We start from the raw sequence: 21,981 nt of genomic DNA, 5'->3' as shown, positions 1-21,981 counted from the left end.
TTGTGACGGTCGCCGGCCTGCGGGACGATGGCGGGATGGCGACGATCGAGGACGTGCGCGAGATCGCACTCGCGCTTCCCGGCGTCGAGGAGCGGATCAACGGCCACACCGGTGAGCCCGCCTGGCGTGCGGTGAAGGGCGACATCGCCTGGATGCGCGGACCGAGCGCCCGGGATCTCGACCAGCTGGCCGACCTCGGTCATGACTGGCCGAAAGGCCCGGTGCTCGGTGTCCGCGTCGCGAGTGCGGAGGAGAAGGAGGCCCTGCTCGCCGCCGAGCCGGCGGTCTTCTTCACGATCCCGCACTTCGACGGCTACCCCGCCCTGCTCGTGCGCCTCGAGGACGTCGACCGGGAGCGGCTGGCCGAGATCATCGACGACGCCTGGCTGGTGCGCGCTCCGGTCAAGGCGGCGAAGGCCTGGCTCGCGGAGCGCGGGCTGGAGTGAGGGTCAGTCCGCGATCAGGAAGGGCCGGGCGGCATCGAGGAAGGCGCGCGGGTCGTCGGCCCACAGGCGGATGCTCGTGACCTGGTGCTCTCCGCCCTTCGGCGCCAGCCCGGGGAGGCGTACGACGAAAGGACGCTCGAGTTCGATCTCGAGATTCGTCTCGTTCTGCATCCGCTCTGCGTACTCGGCGCCGGCCTCCGTCTCGGTGATCCGAGGCTGCTTCGGCTCGTCGACCCGGCGACTGATCGCGACCGAGGCGATCACCTCCCAGGGGACAGGCACATCGATCTCGAGTCCGCTGCGCACCCGAATGCCGTCCGGTCCGACCGTGTGCGGACGCATCAGCATCGCGAAGAGGTAGCCGAGCATCCAGGTGACGCCCCAGATACCCAGGATCAGCATCGTGATCCGCACGACAGGCCACTGGTGCACGATCAGGTCGAAGATCGGGATCTCGACCGCGGAGAGGCCGATGAAGATGAACAGGATGGTGAGCACGGGGCGGTGATAGCCGATGCCGGTGGCGCCGGCGGGGATCGCGGGGCGCCGCACGATCGCGCGACCGATGCTCGAGTAAACGCGCAGCTCGGCGATGAGGGCGCGATGCAGCATGTTCAGCACGCGCGCGGTGCGAGAGGGGGCGGCGGTGCGCATCTCGGTCGTCATGGCGCTGTCTTCTCGGTGCCCGCCTGCGCCGCGGCATCCGTCACCAGGGTCTGCAGATGCGTCGCGATCGCGATGATCCCGCGCTCCACCGCGTCGCGATCCGCCGGCGCGACTGCGGTGACCAGGGTCGCGTTGAGCTCGTCGTGCTCCTGCTGCATCCGGGTCATGGTCTCGGTGGCATCCGCCGTCAGCTCCACCAGCACGGCACGACGGTCGGTCGGATGCGGTGCCCGGCGCACGTGTCCGGTCGCCTCGAGCGCATCGACGAGACCCGTGATGTTGCGGGGGCTGACCTCGAGGAGTTGCGCGAGGGCCTGCTGCGTCGACGGCCCGGCGTGCTGCAGCACCCAGAGCAGGTGCACCCGGGCCGGGGTGAGTCCGGTGCCGTCGAACGCGCGCGCCATGTCCTTCTGGAACAGGTCGGCGATCTGGAGCAGGCGGTCCAGCAGCAGGGGCGTCATATTGTTACCCTACTACATGATTACCCATCTTCATCAAATGCTCAGGCCGGGTCGAGCCTCAGGATGTCGGGGGATTCCCCGCCGGTCACGTCGTCGGCGACCCGGATGCTGCGGGCGAGGTCATCCAGAGCGCCCATCAGGGTGCCGAAGCGCTCGCGATCGCTGCAGATCGCGGTCAATGTGACGAGATGCGTGCCGGTGTCCCAGGTGTACGAGGCGAACGGCGGCGACGCCGGCGTCTGCGGCACTGGCACGACCAGCTTCTCGCCGACGCCGAGGCCGCTGCTGCGGAACGATTCGGTGTCGTCGTAGTCCATCGGCATCGACGCCCGCGCGATCCGCAGATCCGGAGTCAGGGCCTGCGCGGTCGCCATCGCGACGATCAGGTCGGGCTCCGCCTTCCACGTCCACACCAGCACCCGGCCATCGGCCCGCTTCATGAGCAGCGGCGCCGCCTGGCTCATCGCCCACGCGCCGAACTTCGACCCGGGTCGCTCGACCGCACCCATCGCGCCGTTCATCTGGCTCAGCAGCATCCGGATCGCCGCCTTGCGATGCCGGCGTCCCTTCCAGCCCAACGAATCGGTCACGGGGATCCACAGCGCGGCATCGGCGTCGGAGGTCAGTCGCATACCCCCACGGTACGCGGAGAACGGATGCGGAGGCTGGGGGCGCCGGAATGGCGGGGCGGCGCGAACAGGCCCCTCGGGTAGAGTGGCCAGCGCCCCGACCAGGGCTTCCCTTGGCCGCCGTACCGTAAGGCAGCATGTCTGTGACCTCCTCCGACGATCCGATCGACTCGATCGACCCGTCGAGTGCCCCCACCCCCGGACGCCCTCTGAAGATCGTGCTCGGCTGTGACACCTTCGCTCCCGACATCAACGGTGCCGCCCGCTTCGCCGAGCGTCTCGCCGCCGGTCTCGTCCAGCGCGGCCACGAGGTGCACGTCGCCGCCCCCAACCAGGCGTATCGCCGCGCCCAGCCGCGCACCGAGGTGGTCGAAGGTGAGCCGATGACCCTGCACCGGTTGCCGTCGGTGCGTTGGCCTCCTCATGACTGGCTGCGTTTCGTCTGGCCGTGGCGCGCGAAGCACTATGCGCGCAAGGTGCTCGATCGGGTGCAGCCCGACGTCGTGCACATCCAGTCGCACATCATCATCGGCCGCGGTCTTGCGAGGATCGCGCAGGAGCGCGGCATCCCGGTGATCGCGACGAACCACGTGATGGCCGAGAATCTCCTCGACCACTCGATCTTCCCCGACGTCGTCGACCGCAACATCGTGAAGTTCGCCTGGGCCGATGGACGTCGCACCTTCGGCGGCGCCCGCGCCGTCACCACGCCGACCCGCCGTGCCGCGGACTTCCTCGAGCGCACGATCGGCATCGAAGGCGTGATCCCGATCAGCTGCGGCATCGATCGCAATCAGTACACGCCGGTGATCGGCGTGCGCGAGAAGAATCGCGTGGTCTTCGTCGGGCGACTCACTGCGGAGAAGCAGATCGACGTCATCCTCAAGGCGATCGCATCGCTCGACCCGACTCTCGAGGTCACCTTCGACATCGTCGGCGGTGGCGATCAGCGCAAGGCTCTCGAACACCTCGCCGCTCAGCTCGGGCTCGCCGACCGCGTCGTCTTCCACGGGCGCATCGATGACGCCGAACTGCGGGCGCTGCTGTCCAGGGCGTCCGTGTTCGCGATCGCGTCGATCGCGGAACTGCAGTCGATCGCCACGATGGAGGCGATGGCCTCGGCGCTCCCGATCGTCGCCGCCGATGCGGTCGCTCTCCCGCACCTCGTGCACGACGGCGAGAACGGGTACCTCTTCCAGCCGGGCGACGTCGCAGAGCTGACCGCTCGCCTGACCGACGTGATGACGGCAGAGCCGGCTGAGTACGAGCGGATGCAGCAGGCATCGCTCGACGGTGTCGCGATCCACGACATCAACCGCACCCTCGACACCTTCGAGGCGCTGTACCGCGACGAGCCGCTGCCCGCGTAATCATGCACATCGTCTTCTTCGGCGATCAGCACCTGGAGTCGCTCGGCGGTGCGCAGGTGTCGATGCGGCTGCAGCGCGAGTTCCTCGAGCGTGCCGGTCACACGGTGACGGTCGTCGCGCCGCGGATGCACGGACCGCGATCCGGTGCCGTCGATGCGGCGTATCTGGATCTGCCGTCGGTGCCGATCACGCTGGACCGCGAATACTCGATGAGCTGGCCAGGACGCCGCACCGACCGATTCCTCGATCGTGCGCTCAGGCATCGCCCGCCCGTCGATCTCGTGCACGTCCAGGCCGACTTCTGGGGCGCCTTCGTCGGTCATCGCTACGCCCACCGGCACGGCATCCCGGTGGTGCACACGATGCACAACCGCGTCGATGTCGGCATCGCCGCGGTCACGCCGCTGCATCGCCCGGTGCTCGCGGCGCTGAACGCCTGGCGGCGCCGCGCCCTGCGCGGAATCGGCGCACCGGTCTCCGGCAGCGACGGCTGGGCGTACCTGCGCGGTCTCGCGGTCGGTGCCGCCGCGGTGACCGCACCCTCGACGCATTTCGCCCACCGCCTCGAGCGCAACGGCGTCTTCGAATCGGTCGACATCGTCTGGAACGGAATCGATGACGACGTGCGGGCCGCCACCCTCACTGCGGCCCCCGCCGAGCGAGCGCCGGGACGGCCGCGCTTCATCTGGCTGGGACGGATGAGCCCGGAGAAGCGCCTGCTCCCGTTCCTGGAGGCCTTCGTGGCCTCGGGGGTGGATGCGGAGCTGGAGATCATCGGCGGTGGCGCGCAGCGGACGGCCGCCGAGAAGATCGTCGCCGGGCTGCCGAACGTGCGCTTCGCCGGTCGGCTCACCTACCCGCAGACGTTGGCACGCATCGCCGCGGCCGACGCGCTGGTGCAGACGTCGATCGGCTTCGAGACGCAGGGGATGACGCCGTTCGAGGCCGCGACCCTGGGAACGCCTTCGGTGATCAGCGACCCCGACATCGCCGCGGAGCTGGGCGGCGGCCTCTGGGCCGTTCCGGATGCCTCGTCGAGTTCAGCAGCCGAGCGGGAAGCTCGGCGTGCGGCAGCGCTCGCCGAGACGCTGCGTCACGCGGCATCCGACATCGCCGAAGGCACTGCGCCCACGCCCCTGCCGGAAGTGGCCGAGGCATTCCTGCAATCGTCCCGCACGGCGGCGATGATCGAGATCTACGAGCGAGTGCTCGCCGCTCAGATGAAGCGGTAGAAGAACGTCGCGATCCAGGCGACGGCGGTGCCGACGACGCCGCTGCCGGCGATGCCGATGGCGATCCCGGCGAGGATGTGCGGAGCGGGACGACGTAGGGCCACGATCCCGAGGACCAGTGCGGCGGCATATCCGATCACCGAGATCAGGCCGCTGGCGCTCGTGATGATCTCGACGAAGACGGTGCCGATGCCGACGGTGTACACGAGCGGTATCGCCAGTGTTCCCAGGAGCCCGATGCCGAAGGTGATCAGCGCGATGAGGAACGCGGCCCTGCCGAGCGCATTGCCGGACGCCGCGGGCGGCTGCGCGCCATAGGTCGGGTGGGTCGGATAGGTCGGGTGAGCGGGCTGGGGCTGGCCGGCCAGGGGAGAGCCCGGCTGCGGAGGGGCCGGCGGATAGGCGGGCTGCGGTGTCGCGGGCGGGTACCTGTGGTCGCCCGAGGCGTACGGGGAAACGGGGGGTTGCTGAGGGTCGCTCATGCGACGAGCGTAGTCCGCTGTCCTGGCCGGTGGGCCTTCATCAGCTCTTCGCACCGGTCAGCGCGAGGGTGCCGCCGAGTCCGATCATCATCACGCCGCCGGTCCCGGACAGCGCAGAGATTCGGCGGGGCGACCGGGCGAACCAGGTGCGCGCGGTTCCGGCAGCGAGCGCCCAGACGCTGTCGCAGACGAGTGCGAGCGCTTGGAAGGTCAGCCCGAGCAGCAGCAACTGCATCCATACCGGCCCGGCGGCGGCGTCGACGAACTGCGGAAGGACGGCGACGAAGAACGCGATCGTCTTCGGGTTCGTCAGGCCGACGATGAACCCCTGCAGGAGCAGCTTCACGGCCGACGTCGGAGCGCTTCCGATCGCACCGGTCGAGTGGTCGTTGCGGTGCCTGATCGCCTGGATGCCGAGCCAGACCAGGTAGAGCGCTCCGACAATCTTGATCACCGTGAACGCGACGACGGACGACGCCACGATGGCGCCGACCCCGAATGCCACGGCGAGGACGGCCGGAACGGTGCCGAGCGCGTTCCCGATCACGCTGAGCACTCCCGCTCGGCGGCCGAGGGCGATCGATCGGCCGATGACGAACAGCACGCTCGGGCCGGGGATCACGATGATCACGACAGCGGTGACGAGGAACGCCAGCAGGTTGTCGAGCGGGATCATGAATCGACGATATACCCGAGGTTTCACCCGTGCGTTCGGGCATCCTCCCCGAACAGGGACGAGATCGAGCGTGCGAGGCGCGCGGCGGTCGCGTGCGCATCGATCGGGATGGGATGCCCGCCGATGATCACGCGGCGCACGTCCGATGCCGTCGCCGTGAGGGGAAGCTGCTCCGCTCGACTGCCTGACGTGCGAAGGGACATCGTGTCGAGCTCGACGAGGTCGAGGGGTCCGCCCACGCGCGCTGCGGGTGCCAGGCCGAGTGAGGAATAGCCACCCGCCGACCCGATGCTCCACAGGGTGGCCGGCGCGATGCGACCGCGCTGGAGCGACCGCAGGCGCTCGCCGGCCTCCAAGCCGCGCAGCTCCAGGAGGGGGTCGACGACGGCGTTCTGATCCGAGCCGACCGCGAGTTTCGCTCCGGCGACGGTGAGTTCGGTCGCCGGCCCGATGCCGTCGCCGAGGTCGGCCTCGGTGGTGGGACAGAAGACGGCGTGAACGCCCGCGTCGCCGAGCAGCCGGATGTCGTTCTCGGTGAGGTGCGTCGCGTGAACCGCGGAGAGGCGCGGCGCCAGGAGTCCCTTGGCGGCGAGCAGCTCTGTGGGCGTGCGACCGTACGCCGCCACGCAGGCCTCGTTCTCGGCCGGCTGCTCCGAGAGATGGATGTGCAATGGCACGTCGGCGGGGAGCTCGCGCGCGATGCGGGCGATCTCCTCCCGGGGGACTGCCCGCACGGAATGCACGGCTGCTCCCAGGGTGACCAACGGCGCGCGGTCGGCCAGCGCGTCGCGCAACGCGTGCCAGCGACGCAGCCACGACGCGGCATCCCCATCGCCGAAGCGCGCCTGCTCCGGAGAGAGCGGGGTGCCGATCCCGCCGGTCAGGTAGCACGTGTCCAGCAGCACGAGGCGGATGCCGGCATCCGTCGCCGCATCCGCGAGAGCGAGCTCCATCGCATGGTTCTCATAGGGGGTGCCGTCCGGCCGATGGTGGACGTAGTGGAATTCGCCGACCGCGGTCCACCCCGACGCCACCATCTCGGCGAAGACGCCGGTGGCGAGTTCGCGGTAGTTGCCGGGGTCGAGCCGTCCGGCGGCCCGGTACATGAGCTCGCGCCACGTCCAGAACGAACCGGACTCGTGCGTGCGACCGCGCAACGCACGGTGGAACGCGTGCGAATGCGCGTTCGCGAAGCCCGGGGCGGCGAGATCGAGCCGGAGAGCGTCGGCCGGCGCTTCGGTCGTCGTCTCGGAGAGCACCGTGCCCGCGTCATCCGCCTCGAACAGCACCCCGCGCTCGAGGACGCCGTCGCGGATCAGTCGATCGACCCAGACCCTCACGCCAACTCCTCGATCGTGCGCACGAGCGCGTCGACTCCTGCCTCCACGGCCGCGTCGTCCGCGCCCTCCTCCGGTGCGTGCGAGACGCCGGAGGGATTGCGCACGAACAGCATCGCGGTCGGCACGTGAGCGGCGAGAACGCCGGCGTCGTGACCGGCGCCGGTCGGCAGCACTGGAACGTTCCCGAGCGTCGCGGCGATGCGATCGCGCAGCGCGGGATCGAATCGCACCTCGCCGCTGTACGACTCCTCGACGACGCTGGCAGTGCAGCCCTCGGCCGCGGCCGCGTCGATGACGGCCTGCTCGACCTCGGCGATGATGTCGCGCGTGTCGCGCTCGGAATCGGCGCGCACGTCCAGCCAGGCTGATACCAGAGAAGCGATGACGTTCGTGCCGCCGGGGACGGGCTCGATGCGCCCGATCGTGGCGCGTGATCCCGCGCGTCGTGAAGCGGCCCGGCGGGCCGCGAGCACGGCTTCGGCGGCGGCGAGCATCGGGTCGCGTCGATCGGTGATCTCGGTGGTGCCGGCATGGTTGCCCTGGCCACGCACGTCGATCCGCCATCTGCCGTGCTCCAGGATCGAGGAGCCGACGGCCACCGGAGCATCCATGTCGATGAGCCCCTTGCCTTGTTCGACGTGCAGCTCGACGAACATGCCGATCCGGCTGAGCGCCTCGGTGTCTCGTCCTGGGGTCGGCAGGCCGGCTGCGCGGGCGACATCGGCGAAGCGGTTGCCGCCGGCGTCCTTCAGGTCTCCCGCCCGCTCGGCCGAGATCGCGCCGCTGAGCAGCCGCGAGCCGAGGCACGCGATACCGAAGCGCGAGCCCTCCTCTTCGGCGAAGACGGTGACCGCGAACGGTCGGTTCGGCACGAAGCCCCGCTGCTGCAGTCGTTCGACGGCGGCGAGAGCGCTCACCACACCGAGGGGGCCGTCGTGCGCGCCGCCACCGGGCACGGAGTCGAGATGGCTGCCCGTCACGAAGGCATCGGGGCCGGGCTCACCCCACCACGCCCACAGGTTGCCGTTGCGATCGGGGATCACGTTCAGTCCGAGACGCTGTGCGCGCTCGATGAACCAGTCGCGCAGGTCGTGCTCGGCAGCATCGAAGACGTGACGGGAGTAGCCGCCGCGGTGGGGGTCGCGACCGGTGTCCTCGATCTCGCCGAGGAGCCGGAGTGCGCCGAAATCGTTCGTCATCAGTTTCTCCTACTGCTTCTCGAGGGTGGTGCCGTTGGTGAGCCCGGCCGAGAGTCGGTGGGCGGCCGACGCCAGCAGCAGTCCGCACTGCTCTGCCGATTGCGGCGTCACACGGTAGCTGGGCACCAGGATGCTGAGTGCGGCGATGATGCGGTCGGAGGCCATCACCGGTGCGGCGATCGCTGTCACGTCGCGTTCGATGCCCCGCTCGACGATCACGTATCCGGATCCCGGCGTCTGCCCGCGAAGGGCGAGCCCGGCCGCCGACCCGTCGAGCGGAATGGTGCGGCCCACCCAGGTCGTGTGCCGAACGGAATGCGACCCCTCGACGATGCTGATGTAGAGGGCGGATGCCGCGTGACCCTCCACGCTCAGGTACACGGATTCGCCGGTGGCCTCTTCGAGACCGACCATCTCGTCGTGGCAGATGGTGATGAGCGACTCGTGGCCGAGCGCCTGCGCGCCGAGCTGCATCAGCCGTGATCCCGCTCGGTAGGTCGCCTCGTCATCGCGCCGTACGAATCCGGTCGCCTCCAGAGTGCGCAGCAGACGCAGCGCGGTACTTGGGGAGAGGTCCACGGCGCGTGATGCCTCGGCGAGGGTGGCGCTGCCCCGGTCGCAGACGATCGCGAGCAGTGAGAGTGCGCGTTCGACGGTGCGCGTGGACTGTTCGCTCATGTGTCTCCGGATCGACTTCTTCGACGATGAGAACGGGGGACGTCTCCGCAGTGTTCTCGAAGTATTGCCATTAGACAAAATACACGTGCCACTAGATGAAATCAAAGATCATGCTTAGAGTGTGTGCGTGAGCACGACGGCCTGGCGAGTGATCCACCCGAGTGGGGTGGTGTCGACGCGTTGGGCGAACGGGCTCGGTACGACCAGGGAACTCGCCGGCAGCGGCGACGGAGCGTGGCGGCTCAGCCTGGCGGACATCGGCGCCGCGGCCGAGTTCTCATCTCTGCCGGGGATCGACCGGCTGCTCATCGTGCTCTCGGGTGGTGTCGCCCTGCGGGTGGCCGGCGTTGAGAGCGAGCTCGGGCCAGGCGATTACGTGGAGTTCCCTGGCGAAGCGTCGGTCTCGGGGTGGGCGCTCGCCGCCGAGGGCTCGGTAATCAACCTGATGGTGTCGCGCGATGCTGTGCGTTACGAATTCTGGATGGAGGGGCCCGAGCGGGAGATCGGTCTGCCCGCTCTGCCCGACGAGTTCGTCGTGCTGCTCGGCGATGCTCGGACCGCGGCGGGCGATCGTCTGGAGCGGGGGACCGTGCTGCTACCGGGAGCGGCGACGGCCGACGCGGCTCCCGTCGTCTTCACCGAGGGCATCCGGATCTGCCGGGTGCGCCTCAGCGCATCGGCCGGGAGCGTTCAGCGGTAGACATGTCCGGACTCGGCCTGGTGCAGTGAGTCGCGACCGGCGACGCGGCTCCAGTCGGTGGCTGTCGGACGGTAACCGTCGCGGCGGACTTCGAGGACGGTCGCGACGGTCGCCCAGGCGGCGATGGCGATGAGTGCGATGAGGAGTATCATGGCAGTAACGCTACGGTCGAAGCCGTTCCGCCACGAGTGGCGGAAATGACTATGATCGTTCGAAAACTGCCAAGCATGGGAGAACGCATGAAAACGGTTGCCTGCGTAGTCCAAGACGGCTTCGCCCCGTTCGAGTTCGGTGTCGCCTGCGAGGCTTTCGGTCTGGACCGTTCGGATGACGGCGTGCCGAACTTCGACTTCCGGATCGTCACGCCGCGGCCGGGCGTCGTGCAGTCGAAGATCGGCTTCTCGATCAATGTCGAGCACGACCTCTCGTTCGCATATGAAGCAGACCTCGTCGTCTTCTGCCCGATCCCGCGGGACTACTGGGGCAAGATCGACCCGCTCCTTCTCGATCTCGCTCGCGACGCGGTCGCCCGCGAGGCCTGGGTGCTCACCGTGTGCAGCGGCTCGTTCATCCTCGCGGCCGCCGGGGTGCTGGACGGCCGCCGGGCGACGACGCACTGGATGTACGCCGACGTCATGGCATCGATGTACCCGCAGATCGACGTCGATCCTGACGTGCTGTTCGTGCAGGACGGCCGCATCATCACCAGCGCCGGCACCGCCGCCGGCCTCGACGCCTGTCTCCACCTGCTGCGCCAGGAGCTCGGTGCCGAGGTGACGAACCGGATCGCCCGCCGCATGGTGGTGCCCCCGCAGCGCGACGGTGGTCAGGCGCAGTACATCGACCGGCCGATCCCCGTCGTCGAGAGCGACTCGCTCGCGAGCGTTGCCGACTGGGCCGTCGAGCATCTCAAGGATGACCTCGCCGTCGACCTGCTCGCCGCCAAGGCGCTCATGTCGCCGCGCACCTTCGCCCGGCGGTTCAAGGCGGAGTACGGTGCGACACCGGCGGCCTGGCTCGCGCGGCAGCGCATCATCCACGCGCAGCGGATGCTGGAGCGCACCGACTTCGGCCTCGATCAGATCGCCGAGGAGTGCGGCTTCGGTTCGGCCGCGGTGCTGCGGCAGAACTTCGCCCGTGTGCTCGCCGTGACGCCGACCGCTTACCGCGCCCGCTTCTCGTGTGCAGACGAAGAACGGATGCCGGCGGCCTGATCGCCCGCCGGCATCCGTTCTGGTCGTCGGTTCTCTAGCTGCAGTTCATCGACCCGGCGCGCAGCGCGTGACCGTCGGTCTCGCCGTCATCCGCCCACACGACGACACGCGAGCCGCCGACGCACTGCGGGGCGAGCGCGAAGCCCTCGTTGTTGAGGTTCGGCATGCCGGAGGGGCGATCGTTGTGCGCGATCACCGTGAAGGCGCCGGCGGTGACCTTGAGAGCGGCGAGTTCGCCGTCGCAGGTGTCATCGCAGACACTCCACAGCGTCTTCGTGCTCGGGTCGTACTCCAGCTCCATCACGCTCGCCAGGCCCGACGTGAACTTCGCGATGCGGGTGAAGCTCGAGCTGCCCTGGTTGAGCGCGTAGGCGTACACGTCACTGGTCTCCTCGACGCCGACGAAGAACAGGCCGGTGCCGTGGTTCGCGTAGTTCGCGGGGTTGTACGCCGAGCCGGTGCTCTGGTCGACCAATCCGGCGGCGGTGAGGTCGGCATCCGGAATCCAGGCGATGGACTCCAAGCCGTCGTTCGATCCCACCGACGGAATGTCGCTCGTGAGGTTCCACTCGCGGCTGGCCGTGATCGTGCCGGTGCCGGTCGTCGCGTACTTCAGCACCGACAGGCGACTGGTGCCACTGCTGGCGCCATTGCGCTCTGAGGCGACGAACACGTCGCTGCCGACGACGGCGACGCCCTCGGCATCCACCGTTCCGGAGCCGGTGGGGAAGCGCAGCGTGCGTCCGCCGGACCATCCGGAGGAGGGCGCCCAGTTCGACCCCTGCTTCGTGAGGCGGTGGAGTGTGCCGCTGCCGTTGTTGACCGCCCAGAGCACCGTGCCGTCGGCGGAGAACGCGAGCCCGCTCATATCGCTGCCGAAGGTGCCGGAGGCGTCGACGGTCGAGATCGATGAGCTGCCGGGCCAGGGGCCGTCCGTCGGCTCGGTGGGGTTGCCGCCGCCGGGTGTGCCGGCGGTGCCGTAGGCCTCGAGCTCGAAGAGCGAGTAGCCGTAGGCGGTGCCCCGCTCGGTGGCGTTGATGCGGAGGTAGCGGCCGGTGCCGTTGAGGGCGGTGTGCTCGTCGGTGGCGCCGTTGCCGGCGGTCTCGGCCTTGAGCGGCGTCCAGGTGGTGCCGTCATTCGACATCTCGATGGTGTACTTCTTCGCGTACGCGGCCTCCCACTTGAGGACGACCTTGTTCACCTTCGCGCCGGTGCCGAGGTCGACTCGGATCCACTGCGGTGCGGCGCCCTCGACGCTGGCCCAGCGGGTCGTCGCGTTCGCATCGACCGCCTTGCCGGCCTCGTGGCCTGCGGCCTCAACCGAGGAGGCTGTGACCGGCTTGCCCGTGGTGATCAGCGTGTCGGTGGGGTTCGAGGTCGGCGTCGGGGTGGGGGTTGGTGTCGGGGTCGGCGTGCTGATGACGCCGGCGGTGCCGTACGCCTCGACCTCGAAGAGCGAGTAGCCGTAGCTGGTGGCGCGCTCGGTGCCGTAGACGCGCAGGTAGCGGCCGGTGCCGTTCAGTCCGGTGTGCTCGTCGGTTCCGCCGTCGCTCGCGGCCTCGTGCGTGAGGGTCGTCCAGGTGGAGCCGTCGGCGGACATCTGCACGTCGTAGTCGGAGGCGAACGCGGCTTCCCAGTTCAGTACGACCCGGTCGACCGTGGAGCCCGCGCCGAGGTCGACCTGCACCCACTGGTTGTCGACGCCCTCGGTGCTCGCCCAGCGTGTGGTCGCGTTGCCGTCGAACGCCCGGGATGCCTCGAAGCCCGCTCCTTCGGTGGTGGAGGACGATGACGGACGATTCTTCGAGATCAGGGTGGGCGTATCGGCCTGGGCGGACATGGCCACGATGCCGGTGAGGGGGATGGCGATGGCGGCGGCCAGAAGGCCGAGAAGTGGTCTACGTTGACGCATGATTCCTCCGGTGAAGGTTATTAGGAAATCTTCTTTACAAAGATCATGCATCGAGGCGCACGGTATGCGCAATGGTGAAGAACGGAGGAGCCGCGGTTCTTCCGGGTCAGGAAGAGGCTGCCCAGTGCCCGGGCGAGGGCAGGGTGACGTCGCGCACGTCGATTCCGTCAGGCGTCACGGATGCGGTGCAGTACAGCAGAGACTGCGTCGGATAGCCGTGCGGTCGGTTGTCGCGGATGATCGCCCTGTCATCCTCCGGTGGCAGCTGCGCAGTCCTGGCGAGCAGCTCGATCCACGGCCGGGCCCAGTCGGTAACGCTCCCCGGGCGGCTCAGAGCCTGGAACTCCGGGAGCCATGCGGCGATCCGCGGGGTCGCGTCGTCGTCGAGATCGTCGTGCGCGATCATGTGCACGCCGGCGGAAACCGGGGTCTCACGAAGATCCGCACCGTCCCAGGAGAGGACGCGGGCGGCATCGGGGCCGACCTCGAGCAGGTTGAAGCCGTGCATCGGCAGGGGCGCGGCCGGTGAGCGTCCGACCACGGACTCGAGCGCCAGCGATCCGCGGGAGAGCACCTGATCCTCCGGAAGACCGAGGACGTCGGCCCGATTGAGCAGCACAGCCAGTCGGCGTTCCGCGGGGTTCGCGGCGAGCCAGGCACCGCCGGCGCGGCGATCCCGGATGCCGATGACGCCCGGGTACCGCTCGGGCCACCAGGCGCCGAGCGAATCCCACTCCCGCTGCGGGTCCTCATCGCGCACGGCGAGGAGTCTCACCTGTCCGGCATTCTCGACATCGATCACGACCGTGCACACGACCGTCAGTCTAAGTGTGTCCCTGGGTGCCGCGGCTGGGGCAGAATCGAACCGTGAACATCGTCGTCGGAGTCACCGGTGGCATCGCCGCCTACAAGACGGTGCACCTGGTGCGCCTCCTCACCAAAGCCGGGCACGAGGTGACGGTGATCCCCACGGAGGATGCGCTGCGCTTCGTCGGCCTCCCCACCTGGGAGGCGATCAGTCGGCATCCGGTGACGACGAGCGTGCACGAGGACGTCGCCAAGGTGCGGCACGTCGCCCTCGGCCAGGCAGCCGAGCTGGTGATCGTCGCGCCGGCGACGGCGAACACGATCGCGAAGATGACGGCCGGGCTCGCCGACGACCTGCTGGGCACCACGCTGCTGGCGACCGTCGCGCCCGTCGTGATCGCCCCGGCGATGCATGCCGAGATGTGGCAGCATCCGGCGACGCAGGCGAACATCGCGACCCTGCGTGAGCGCGGTGTGCGCATCGTCGGACCTGCCGACGGCGAGCTGGCCGGCGGCGACAGCGGACCGGGGCGGATGTCGGAGCCGGAGGAGATCTTCGCGGCGGCGCTCGCCGCGATCACGCCGGGTGATCTCGACGGTCGCCGCATCGCCGTCTCTGCGGGCGGTACCAGGGAGCCGATCGATCCGGTGCGCTATCTCGGCAACCGTTCCAGCGGCCGGCAGGGGGTCGCCCTCGCGGTGGAAGCCGCCGAGCGCGGTGCCGAGGTGGTGCTGGTCGCGGCGAACGTCTCACGCGATGTGCTCGCGGCGGCGCAGCATCCCCGTATCCGGGTCGTGGATGTCGGTGCGGCGGTCGAACTCGGTGCCGCCATGCGCGAAGCGGCTGCGGAGGCGGATGCCGTTGTGATGGCGGCGGCGGTCGCGGACTATCGTCCCGCCGAGGTCGCCGCGCACAAGCTCACCAAGGAATCGGGGCCGCTGACCTCGATCGAACTCGTCGAGAACGAGGACATCGTGGCCGGGCTCGTGCGTGACCGTCGAGCAGGTCAGGTGATCGTCGGGTTCGCGGCTGAGACCCCAGAGGCAGGCGGCGGGGTCGACGACGCCGAGCTGATGGAGCGCGCGCGTCGCAAGCAACAGCGCAAAGGGGTCGATCTCCTGGTGGTGAACGAGGTCGGCTGGGACCGCGGTTTCGAGGCAGCGGAGAACGCCGTACGCATTCTCGGGTCAGGCGGTGCGGTCGTCGGTTCCGCTGCCGGGTCGAAGAGAGAGGTCGCCCGAGCGATCTGGGACGCCGTGGTAAAGTTGAGTCAATAAGACTCAACTTTTAAGGAGACTCCGCAGGAGGAAGAAATGGCCAACCCCGCACAGGACGATCAGCGGTCCGCGCTCGAGCAGTTCGGAATCAATCTCACCGACCGCGCCCGTCAGGGCAAGCTCGACCCGGTCATCGGACGAGACAGCGAGATCCGTCGGGTGAGCCAGGTGCTCACACGGCGAACCAAGAACAACCCCGTTCTCATCGGTGAGCCGGGCGTCGGCAAGACCGCCGTCGTCGAGGGGCTCGCCCAGCGCATCGTCGCCGGCGACGTCGCCGAATCGCTCAAGGACAAAGAGCTCGTCTCGCTCGACATCTCCGCTCTCGTCGCCGGCGCCATGTACCGCGGCCAGTTCGAGGAGCGCCTCAAGAGCGTGCTCAAGGAGATCACCGAGTCCGAGGGCAAGGTCATCACCTTCATCGACGAGCTGCACGTGCTGATGGGGGCGGGCGGCGGCGAAGGGTCGGTCGCGGCATCCAACATGCTCAAGCCGATGCTCGCCCGCGGTGAGCTGCGCATGATCGGCGCCACGACCCTCAACGAGTACCGGGAGTTCATCGAGAAGGATGCCGCGCTCGAGCGCCGCTTCCAGCAGGTGTACGTCGGCGAGCCCAGCGTCGAAGACACGATCGCGATCCTGCGCGGGCTCAAGGGGCGCTATGAGGCACACCATGGTGTGACGATCTCGGACAGCGCGCTCGTCGCGTCGGCGGCGTTGTCGAACCGGTATCTTCCGAGTCGCCAGCTGCCGGACAAGGCCATCGACCTGATCGACGAATCCATGTCGCGGCTGAAGATGGAGATTGACTCCTCACCCGTCGAGATCGACCAGCTCAAGCGGCAGGTCGACCGGATGCGCCTGGAAGAGCTCGCTCTGAAGAGGGAGAAGGATGCCGCGTCGAAGGAGCGGCTGAGCGCTCTGCGTGAGCAGCTCTCCACGATGGAGAAGGAACTGGCCGCGCTGGAGGAGCGCTGGGCGCGCGAGCGTCAGGGCCTCAACCGGGTCGGCGATCTGAAGAAGCAGCTCGACGATGCGATCACGCAGCGCGACCTTGCGATGCGCGAGGCCGACTACACGCGCGCGTCGAAGCTCGAGTACGAGACGATCAAGCGCCTCGAGCGCGACATCGCCGAGGCCGAGCAGGCGGAGGCTGCGACTTCGACCGAGGGCCGGATGGTCAACGAGCAGGTCACCGACGAAGACATCGCCGCGGTCATCGCGGCGTGGACCGGCATCCCGGTCGGCCGGCTGCTGCAGGGCGAGAGCGAGAAGCTGCTGCACCTGGAGTCCGAGCTCGGCAAGCGCCTCATCGGGCAGAAAGAGGCCGTGAAGGCGGTGGCCGATGCGGTGCGCCGCTCGCGCGCCGGCATCAGCGACCCCGGTCGTCCGACCGGCTCGTTCCTGTTCCTCGGCCCCACCGGCGTCGGAAAGACCGAGCTCGCCAAGGCTTTGGCAGAGTTCCTCTTCGATGACGAGCACGCCATGGTGCGCATCGACATGTCGGAGTACGGCGAGAAGCACTCGGTCTCGCGCCTGGTCGGGGCTCCTCCCGGGTACGTCGGCTACGAGCAGGGCGGTCAGCTCACCGAGGCCGTGCGGCGTCGTCCATACAGCGTGATCCTGCTCGATGAGGTCGAGAAGGCGCATCCGGAGGTCTTCGACGTCCTGCTGCAGGTGCTCGACGACGGGCGCCTGACCGACGGTCAGGGGCGCACGGTGGACTTCTCGAACGTCATCCTGATCCTCACCAGCAACATCGGGTCTCCCATCCTCATCGACCCGGCGCTGTCACTGGAGGTGAAGCGCGACGCTGTCATGACGCTCGTGCGGCAGTCGTTCCGGCCCGAGTTCCTGAACCGGCTGGATGACATCGTCATGTTCCAGGCGCTGTCAGAGGATGACCTCGCCCAGATCGTCGAGCTCTCCGTCGACCAGCTGCAGAAGCGGTTGCACGACCGCCGCCTCGCGCTGGCGGTCACGCCCGATGCGCGGACGTGGCTCGCCGAGCGCGGCTATGACCCGATGTTCGGTGCGCGTCCGCTGCGTCGCCTCATCCAGTCCGAAGTGCAGAACAAGCTCGCGACGGCGCTGCTGTCCGGGAGTGTGCACGACGGCGACACGGTGCGGGTGGACATCGCGGCGGACGGTTCGGGCCTCGTGCTCACGGCGGCCCCCGCGCCGGTGGAAGACGCGGGGGACGACGACGTGATCGAGGCCGAGCTGCTCGACGACTGAAACGACGGATGCCGCGGCATTTCTGCCGCGGCATCCGAAGTCGTGCTGCCGGGAGGACCCGGCGGTGGTGTCAGGCGCTGAGGATGACGGTCTCGTCGATCGCGCGACGCACGCGCGGGGCGGTCTCGCCCTGCTGGATGCCCTCGGGAAGAGCCTCGGCGTCGCCCAGTTCACCGATGGCGATGACCGTGGTGGCGGCGAAGCGCGGGGGGAGGTCGGCGAACTCGCGGACGACCTCGGGGTCGAAGCCGCTCATCTGGTGCACGAGCAGACCGTCGTGGTGGGCCTGCACCGAAAGGTGAGCGACAGCCTGGCCGAGGTCGTAGACCGCGTGGCTGATCGCCGTGCCGTCTTCAGCTTCGGTCTCGGCGACGGCGACGATGAGCACAGCGGCGTGAGGAGCCCACAGCTGGTTGAACTCGACGAGAGAGTCGACGACCTGCGCGTGCAGCGCGGTGCCACGGCGGGCGATGATGAAGCGCCACGGCTGCAGGTTGTAGGCGGAGGGGCTCCAGCGGGCTGCCTCGAGGGCTGCGGAGAGCTTGGTCTCGTCGATCGTCGAGTCGGCGTCGAAGGCGCGCGGGCTCCAGCGCCCGGCGAGGACGTCGAGGACGTCGTGCTCGGTCGGGGCGGTGCGGTCGATGATGGGAGTGCTCACAGAAGTGCCTTTCGGATGGAGTCGATCGGACTCCATCGTCCGGGTACCTCAGGGCCAACCGATTCATTCGCATGCATATTCCCGCGAATTCGGATCGGCCGATCAGGCGTGCGTCGGGCACCCCAGCTGCTCGGCGACCGCGCGCATCGCTGCTGCTGCCTTCGGTACCGTCATCAGCGCGTTGCCGCCGACGATGTGCAGGCCATAGGCGTCTTCGAGGGCGACGAAAGTCATCGCGAGCTGCTCGTCGTCGAGTCGCGGGGCGAAGACACCCGTCGAGCGTCCGTGGGCGATCACGCCGCGGTAGGTCTCGAGCTGTCGCAGGTACAGCTTCTGCACCAGCTCGTCGTGCAGGGCCGAGTTGCCGGCGAGCACGTCGAACTCGTAGAGCAGGCTCATCAGGGCGTCATCCGGCCCGTCCGGCAGGCCGGCGTCGATGGCGGCGCCGAACTGCTCCCGAGGGTCTTCGATCTCCGCCAGCACCGCGTCTCGCTCATCGCAGAATCTCTGGATACCGGCGGCATGCGCCTCGACGAGGAGGGCGTCGAGGTCCTCGTAGTAGTACAGGATCGCGCCGCGGGTGAGTCCGGCGGCCGCAGCGACATCCGTCAGTGACAGCGACCGGAGCCCGTGCTCTCGGCCTGCGGCGTAGGTCGCGTCGATGAGGGCTGCGCGGCGTTCTTCCTGTCGTCGTGGTCGCGCCATTCCTTGACACTACCCGAGGAGGGTGTCACACTCGGGTAATTCTTTGACATTGGAGTCAAAGAATTACCCGACTCGGATCCACGACGAAGAGAGCCCGATGATGTCCCACCCGAACCCTGCGGCGAGCGCCGCTCCGCCGGCCCTCGACACCGCGGCGACGACGACGCACGGGGGTCAGCTCTCCCGCTCGCTCGGCGTCGGCGGCAACGTGCTCATCACCCTCTCCGGCATCTCGCCCGCGTCGAGCGTGTTCATCCTCGGCGGTGCGGCATTCGCCGGTTACGGCACCGGCGTCTTCTGGGGATTCATCCTCGCCGGTGTCATCAGCCTGCTCATCGCCCTCTGCTACGCGGAACTCGGCTCGCGGCATCCACTCGCCGGCGGCGACTACACCCTGGTGAGCCGCGTTCTCGGTCCCGCCCCCGGCGCTGCCGTGTTCTTCATCAGCCTGATCTCGCTTCCGCTGATCATCGCGATCTTCGCCCTCGGCGTCGCCGACTATCTCGGCGTCGCGATCGCCGGACTCGACCCGCTGTGGACCGCGGTGATCGTGATCGTCCTCGCGACCATCACGGCGTGCTTCAACATCCGCACCAACGCCTGGGTCACTGGTGCGTTCCTCTTCATCGAGATGGCGGCCCTCGTCTACCTCGCGTTCCTCGGCATCATCCAGATCGAGCGCCCGATCACAGATCTCTTCGACCCGCAGGCGCTGGATGCCGCTGGCGGCCTCGCACCCCTCGGCATCGCCGGCCTCGTGCTCGCCGTCACGCAGGGCATCTTCGCTTACAACGGCTACGGCGGGGCGATCTACTTCGCCGAGGAGACGAAGGACGCCCGCCGCACGATCGCCAAGGCCCTGCTGTGGAGCGCCCTGATCGCCGTGATCGCCGAGATCGTCCCGCTGACCGCGATCCTGCTCGGCGCCGAATCCCTGGAAGAGCTCTTCGGTGCCGACCTTCCGGTGGAGTCCTTCCTCTCGGCGCACGCCGGCGACACCGTGTCGACGATCATCCTGATCGCCATCGCGCTCGCGATCATCAACGCGATCATCGCGATCGCGCTGCAGGCAGGACGCCTGCTGTTCGCCGCAGCGCGCGACCAGGCGCTGCCCGCCGCGCTCGCCCGGCCTCTCGCGCGCATCTCGCCCAGAACGAAGATGCCCGTCGCCGCCACCATCACGATGGGCGTGATCGCACTCATCGCCTGCTTCGTCCCCTTCGACGTCCTGTTGAACGCGACCGGCTCCACGCTCGCGTTCTCCTACGGGTTCATCGCGCTCGCCGCCCTGGTGGTCCGCAAGCAGTCCGGCGCCGCCCCCGGCAGCTACCGGATGCCCGTCTGGCCGGTGCCGCCGGTGGTCGCACTGCTCGCCATCGCGACGATCTTCGTCATCGGCATCCTCGACCCGGCGCAATGGCTCAGTCTCGGAATCGCCGGAACCATCGTGGCGGCTGGATTCCTGTACTACGCGCTGTACCTGCGGACGCACCCCGGCGCGATCCATCTGCTCGACGCGGATGCAGAAGCAGAGGAGGTCGCTGCATGACCGTCGACACGCTCATCACCGGTGCGCGCGTGCGCACCTTCGATCCGGAGCAGCCGTGGGCGGAGGCCGTCGGCATCGACGGCGACCGGATCGCCTTCGTCGGATCCACCGAGGATGCTCCGGCCGCGCGCCGCACGATCAACGCCGAAGGGCGGCTGCTCACACCGGGGATCATCGACAGTCACAATCACCTGCTGCTCGGTTTCGACGAGGATGCGGTGTCCCTGGAAGGCGCGACCACGCTCGCGGAGGTGCGCCGTCGCATCGCCGAGTTCGCCGACCGGCGCCCAGAGCTGTCGTGGATCTGCGCGGAGAACGCGGTCTACTCCGTCGTCGAGGGGCGCCGGCCTCGAGCATCCGACCTCGACGGGCTCACCGACCGGCCGGTGTTCGTCACCACCTACGACCAGCACTCGGTGTGGCTCAACCGGGCGGCGCTGAGCGTGCTCGGCATCGCCACCGGGGTCGACGTCGCCTGGGGGCGTCCGGAACGCGATGAGCGCTCCGGCGAGGCGACCGGCTGGGTCACCGACTTCTACACCAGCGCGATGACGACCGCCGGTCTCGCCGAACTGCAACGGGACATCCCGATGTATTCGCCGGAGCGGCGCTACCGCAAGCTTCTCTCCAGCATCCGGATGGCCACCGCCAGCGGCATCACGACCGCGGTCGAACCGCAGGTGCCGCTCGCCGAGATCGGGCTGTTCCAGCGTGCGCTCGCCGCAGGAGAGCTGTCATCGCGGGTCATCACGGCGCTGTTCCATCCGGTCGGCGCCGACGGCGCCTTCCGTCAGGCGTTGCGGCAGGCGGTGAGCGATGCGAGCGCCCATGCCGATGCCGATGGCCTGTTGCGGCTCGGGCCGCTCAAGCTCTACGCCGACGATGTCATCGAACCGCACACCGCGCTGATGCTCGACGACTACGCCAACCGGCCGGGCGTCCGCGGGCGCGCGAGCTATCCGGGGCGTGAGCTCGTCGAGGTGATCAGCGAGCTCGATCGGCTCGGCTTCCAGACGCACACCCATGCCACGGGAGATGCGGGAATCCGCCTCGCTCTCGACGCGATCGAGGAGGCTGGCCGCCGCAACGGTACGCAGGATCGGCGTCACGGCATCGTGCACGTCGAGTGCCTGCATCCGGATGATCTGCCGCGTTTCCGGCAGCTCGGGGTCACCGCGGCGATGCAGCCGCGGCACTGCTCGCCCGACCTCGTCGCAGGGACCTGGACGGAGAACGTCGGGGAGGAGCGCTGGGGTCGAGCCTGGCGGTTCCGGAGTCTGCTCGACAGCGGCGCAACCGTCGCGTTCTCGAGCGACTGGCAGGTGGGCGAGATGGATCCGCTCATCGGCCTGTACTCCGCGGCGACGCGGGCCGGCCTGGACGGCACGGATGCCTGGACGTCCGCGGAGCGGGTCGGTATCGATCGTTCACTGGAGGCCTACACCGTGCACGGCGCGCGTGCCTGGCATGCGGAGGGTGATCGCGGCCGGGTGCGCCGAGGGATGCTCGCCGACCTCGTCGTCTGGTCGGGCGATCTCTACCGGCACGAGTCGGAGCCATCGGGATTGCTCGACGAGCACGCGGAGATCACCGTCGTGGGTGGGCGCTTCGCACACTCGGCCGGCGCCCTCGTCGACGCGACCGCGGATCGGGCGGACGACCCGGTCGCCGCAGGCCACGGCGCGGAGCACGTGCACGTGCACTGAGTGAGGGGTCTGGAGGGTGCGGCGAGTGGAGGGGT

At 68.9% G+C, this 21,981-nt stretch carries 22 protein-coding genes; 9 read left to right on the top strand and 13 right to left on the bottom strand.

From position 1 onward, the window contains the following. The first annotated feature begins 35 nt into the window (after window positions 1-35). The gene (locus MRBLWH12_RS12935) at window positions 36-446 is read left to right on the top strand and encodes an MmcQ/YjbR family DNA-binding protein (RefSeq protein ID WP_363549529.1); all 411 of its coding nucleotides are present in this window, start codon (window positions 36-38) and stop codon (window positions 444-446) included. A 3-nt stretch (window positions 447-449) separates the two neighbouring features. Here the strand turns inward: MRBLWH12_RS12935 and MRBLWH12_RS12930 are convergent, their stop codons facing one another. From MRBLWH12_RS12930 to MRBLWH12_RS12920, 3 genes are read right to left on the bottom strand one after another with little or no spacing between them, the layout of a single operon-like run. Next, a complete protein-coding gene (locus MRBLWH12_RS12930) occupies window positions 450-1,112 on the bottom strand; it encodes a hypothetical protein (protein WP_363549526.1) in 663 nt (220 codons plus the stop codon). Beyond that, window positions 1,109-1,573, bottom strand: a complete 465-nt coding sequence (locus tag MRBLWH12_RS12925) for a MarR family winged helix-turn-helix transcriptional regulator (RefSeq protein ID WP_363549523.1) — start codon at window positions 1,571-1,573, stop codon at window positions 1,109-1,111. The genes MRBLWH12_RS12930 and MRBLWH12_RS12925 overlap by 4 nt, the downstream gene beginning before the upstream one ends. Window positions 1,574-1,614: 41 nt before the next feature. Further along, complete coding sequence (locus MRBLWH12_RS12920) at window positions 1,615-2,205, bottom strand: hypothetical protein (RefSeq protein WP_363549520.1); 591 nt, start codon at window positions 2,203-2,205, stop codon at window positions 1,615-1,617. 134 nt (window positions 2,206-2,339) lie between these two features. Between MRBLWH12_RS12920 and MRBLWH12_RS12915 the strand changes: the two genes are divergently transcribed. Both MRBLWH12_RS12915 and MRBLWH12_RS12910 read left to right on the top strand, forming a co-directional pair. Further along, window positions 2,340-3,572, top strand: a complete 1,233-nt coding sequence (locus MRBLWH12_RS12915) for a glycosyltransferase (RefSeq protein WP_363549517.1) — start codon at window positions 2,340-2,342, stop codon at window positions 3,570-3,572. Between the two features lie 2 nt (window positions 3,573-3,574). After that, window positions 3,575-4,804 carry a glycosyltransferase family 4 protein gene (locus MRBLWH12_RS12910; RefSeq protein WP_363549514.1) on the top strand — a complete coding sequence of 410 codons (1,230 nt, stop codon included), beginning with the start codon at window positions 3,575-3,577 and terminating at the stop codon, window positions 4,802-4,804. Here MRBLWH12_RS12910 and MRBLWH12_RS12905 read toward each other — a convergent pair. Genes MRBLWH12_RS12905 through MRBLWH12_RS12885 form a run of 5 tightly spaced genes read right to left on the bottom strand, consistent with a single transcriptional unit; the run spans window position 4,789 to window position 9,179 of the window. Continuing rightward, on the bottom strand, window positions 4,789-5,286 hold the full coding sequence (locus MRBLWH12_RS12905; protein ID WP_363549513.1) for a hypothetical protein: 498 nt from the start codon (window positions 5,284-5,286) through the stop codon (window positions 4,789-4,791). The two genes, MRBLWH12_RS12910 and MRBLWH12_RS12905, sit on opposite strands and share 16 nt — an antisense overlap. Before the next feature lie 40 nt (window positions 5,287-5,326). Further along, complete coding sequence (locus tag MRBLWH12_RS12900; protein ID WP_363549511.1) at window positions 5,327-5,962, bottom strand: LysE family translocator; 636 nt, start codon at window positions 5,960-5,962, stop codon at window positions 5,327-5,329. 23 nt (window positions 5,963-5,985) lie between these two features. Continuing rightward, the gene (locus MRBLWH12_RS12895) at window positions 5,986-7,302 is read right to left on the bottom strand and encodes a formimidoylglutamate deiminase (protein ID WP_363549509.1); all 1,317 of its coding nucleotides are present in this window, start codon (window positions 7,300-7,302) and stop codon (window positions 5,986-5,988) included. Continuing rightward, window positions 7,299-8,501: an allantoate amidohydrolase gene (locus MRBLWH12_RS12890; protein WP_363549506.1), complete on the bottom strand. Its 1,203-nt coding sequence runs from the start codon at window positions 8,499-8,501 to the stop codon at window positions 7,299-7,301. The genes MRBLWH12_RS12895 and MRBLWH12_RS12890 overlap by 4 nt, the downstream gene beginning before the upstream one ends. A gap of 9 nt (window positions 8,502-8,510) precedes the next feature. After that, window positions 8,511-9,179 carry an IclR family transcriptional regulator gene (locus MRBLWH12_RS12885; RefSeq protein ID WP_363549503.1) on the bottom strand — a complete coding sequence of 223 codons (669 nt, stop codon included), beginning with the start codon at window positions 9,177-9,179 and terminating at the stop codon, window positions 8,511-8,513. Window positions 9,180-9,306: 127 nt separating this feature from the next. Here MRBLWH12_RS12885 and MRBLWH12_RS12880 point away from each other — a divergent pair, with 127 nt between their 5' ends. Then, window positions 9,307-9,879: a HutD family protein gene (locus tag MRBLWH12_RS12880; RefSeq protein WP_363549500.1), complete on the top strand. Its 573-nt coding sequence runs from the start codon at window positions 9,307-9,309 to the stop codon at window positions 9,877-9,879. Here the strand turns inward: MRBLWH12_RS12880 and MRBLWH12_RS12875 are convergent. Next, window positions 9,870-10,031, bottom strand: a complete 162-nt coding sequence (locus tag MRBLWH12_RS12875) for a hypothetical protein (RefSeq protein WP_341977063.1) — start codon at window positions 10,029-10,031, stop codon at window positions 9,870-9,872. The two genes, MRBLWH12_RS12880 and MRBLWH12_RS12875, sit on opposite strands and share 10 nt — an antisense overlap. Before the next feature lie 87 nt (window positions 10,032-10,118). Between MRBLWH12_RS12875 and MRBLWH12_RS12870 the strand changes: the two genes are divergently transcribed. Continuing rightward, window positions 10,119-11,093: a GlxA family transcriptional regulator gene (locus tag MRBLWH12_RS12870; protein ID WP_341977065.1), complete on the top strand. Its 975-nt coding sequence runs from the start codon at window positions 10,119-10,121 to the stop codon at window positions 11,091-11,093. A 34-nt stretch (window positions 11,094-11,127) separates the two neighbouring features. Here MRBLWH12_RS12870 and MRBLWH12_RS12865 read toward each other — a convergent pair whose 3' ends face one another. Next, the gene (locus tag MRBLWH12_RS12865; RefSeq protein WP_363549497.1) at window positions 11,128-13,005 is read right to left on the bottom strand and encodes a discoidin domain-containing protein; all 1,878 of its coding nucleotides are present in this window, start codon (window positions 13,003-13,005) and stop codon (window positions 11,128-11,130) included. Window positions 13,006-13,111: 106 nt separating this feature from the next. After that, window positions 13,112-13,819 carry an NRDE family protein gene (locus MRBLWH12_RS12860; RefSeq protein WP_363549494.1) on the bottom strand — a complete coding sequence of 236 codons (708 nt, stop codon included), beginning with the start codon at window positions 13,817-13,819 and terminating at the stop codon, window positions 13,112-13,114. Between the two features lie 53 nt (window positions 13,820-13,872). Between MRBLWH12_RS12860 and coaBC the strand changes: the two genes are divergently transcribed. After that, window positions 13,873-15,090, top strand: a complete 1,218-nt coding sequence (gene coaBC, locus MRBLWH12_RS12855; protein WP_363549492.1) for a bifunctional phosphopantothenoylcysteine decarboxylase/phosphopantothenate--cysteine ligase CoaBC — start codon at window positions 13,873-13,875, stop codon at window positions 15,088-15,090. 36 nt (window positions 15,091-15,126) lie between these two features. Beyond that, a complete protein-coding gene (locus MRBLWH12_RS12850) occupies window positions 15,127-17,328 on the top strand; it encodes an ATP-dependent Clp protease ATP-binding subunit (protein ID WP_363549490.1) in 2,202 nt (733 codons plus the stop codon). Window positions 17,329-17,398: 70 nt separating this feature from the next. On the opposite strand, the gene MRBLWH12_RS12845 is transcribed toward MRBLWH12_RS12850, so the two are convergent. Further along, the gene (locus MRBLWH12_RS12845) at window positions 17,399-17,986 is read right to left on the bottom strand and encodes a nitroreductase family protein (protein WP_341977075.1); all 588 of its coding nucleotides are present in this window, start codon (window positions 17,984-17,986) and stop codon (window positions 17,399-17,401) included. A gap of 102 nt (window positions 17,987-18,088) precedes the next feature. After that, the gene (locus tag MRBLWH12_RS12840) at window positions 18,089-18,691 is read right to left on the bottom strand and encodes a TetR/AcrR family transcriptional regulator (protein WP_341977076.1); all 603 of its coding nucleotides are present in this window, start codon (window positions 18,689-18,691) and stop codon (window positions 18,089-18,091) included. Window positions 18,692-18,788: 97 nt separating this feature from the next. Here MRBLWH12_RS12840 and MRBLWH12_RS12835 point away from each other — a divergent pair, with 97 nt between their 5' ends. Together MRBLWH12_RS12835 and MRBLWH12_RS12830 are read left to right on the top strand one after the other, a co-directional pair. Next, complete coding sequence (locus MRBLWH12_RS12835) at window positions 18,789-20,240, top strand: APC family permease (protein WP_363549487.1); 1,452 nt, start codon at window positions 18,789-18,791, stop codon at window positions 20,238-20,240. Continuing rightward, window positions 20,237-21,946 carry an amidohydrolase gene (locus MRBLWH12_RS12830; protein ID WP_363549486.1) on the top strand — a complete coding sequence of 570 codons (1,710 nt, stop codon included), beginning with the start codon at window positions 20,237-20,239 and terminating at the stop codon, window positions 21,944-21,946. Before MRBLWH12_RS12835 ends, MRBLWH12_RS12830 begins: the two co-directional genes overlap by 4 nt. Window positions 21,947-21,981: the final 35 nt, after the last annotated feature.

Origin of the sequence: Microbacterium sp. LWH12-1.2, from assembly GCF_040675825.1 — a bacterium.
Taxonomy (GTDB): domain Bacteria; phylum Actinomycetota; class Actinomycetes; order Actinomycetales; family Microbacteriaceae; genus Microbacterium.
Note: the sequence above shows the minus strand (reverse complement) of the source record. Positions and strands in the feature narration are given on the sequence as shown.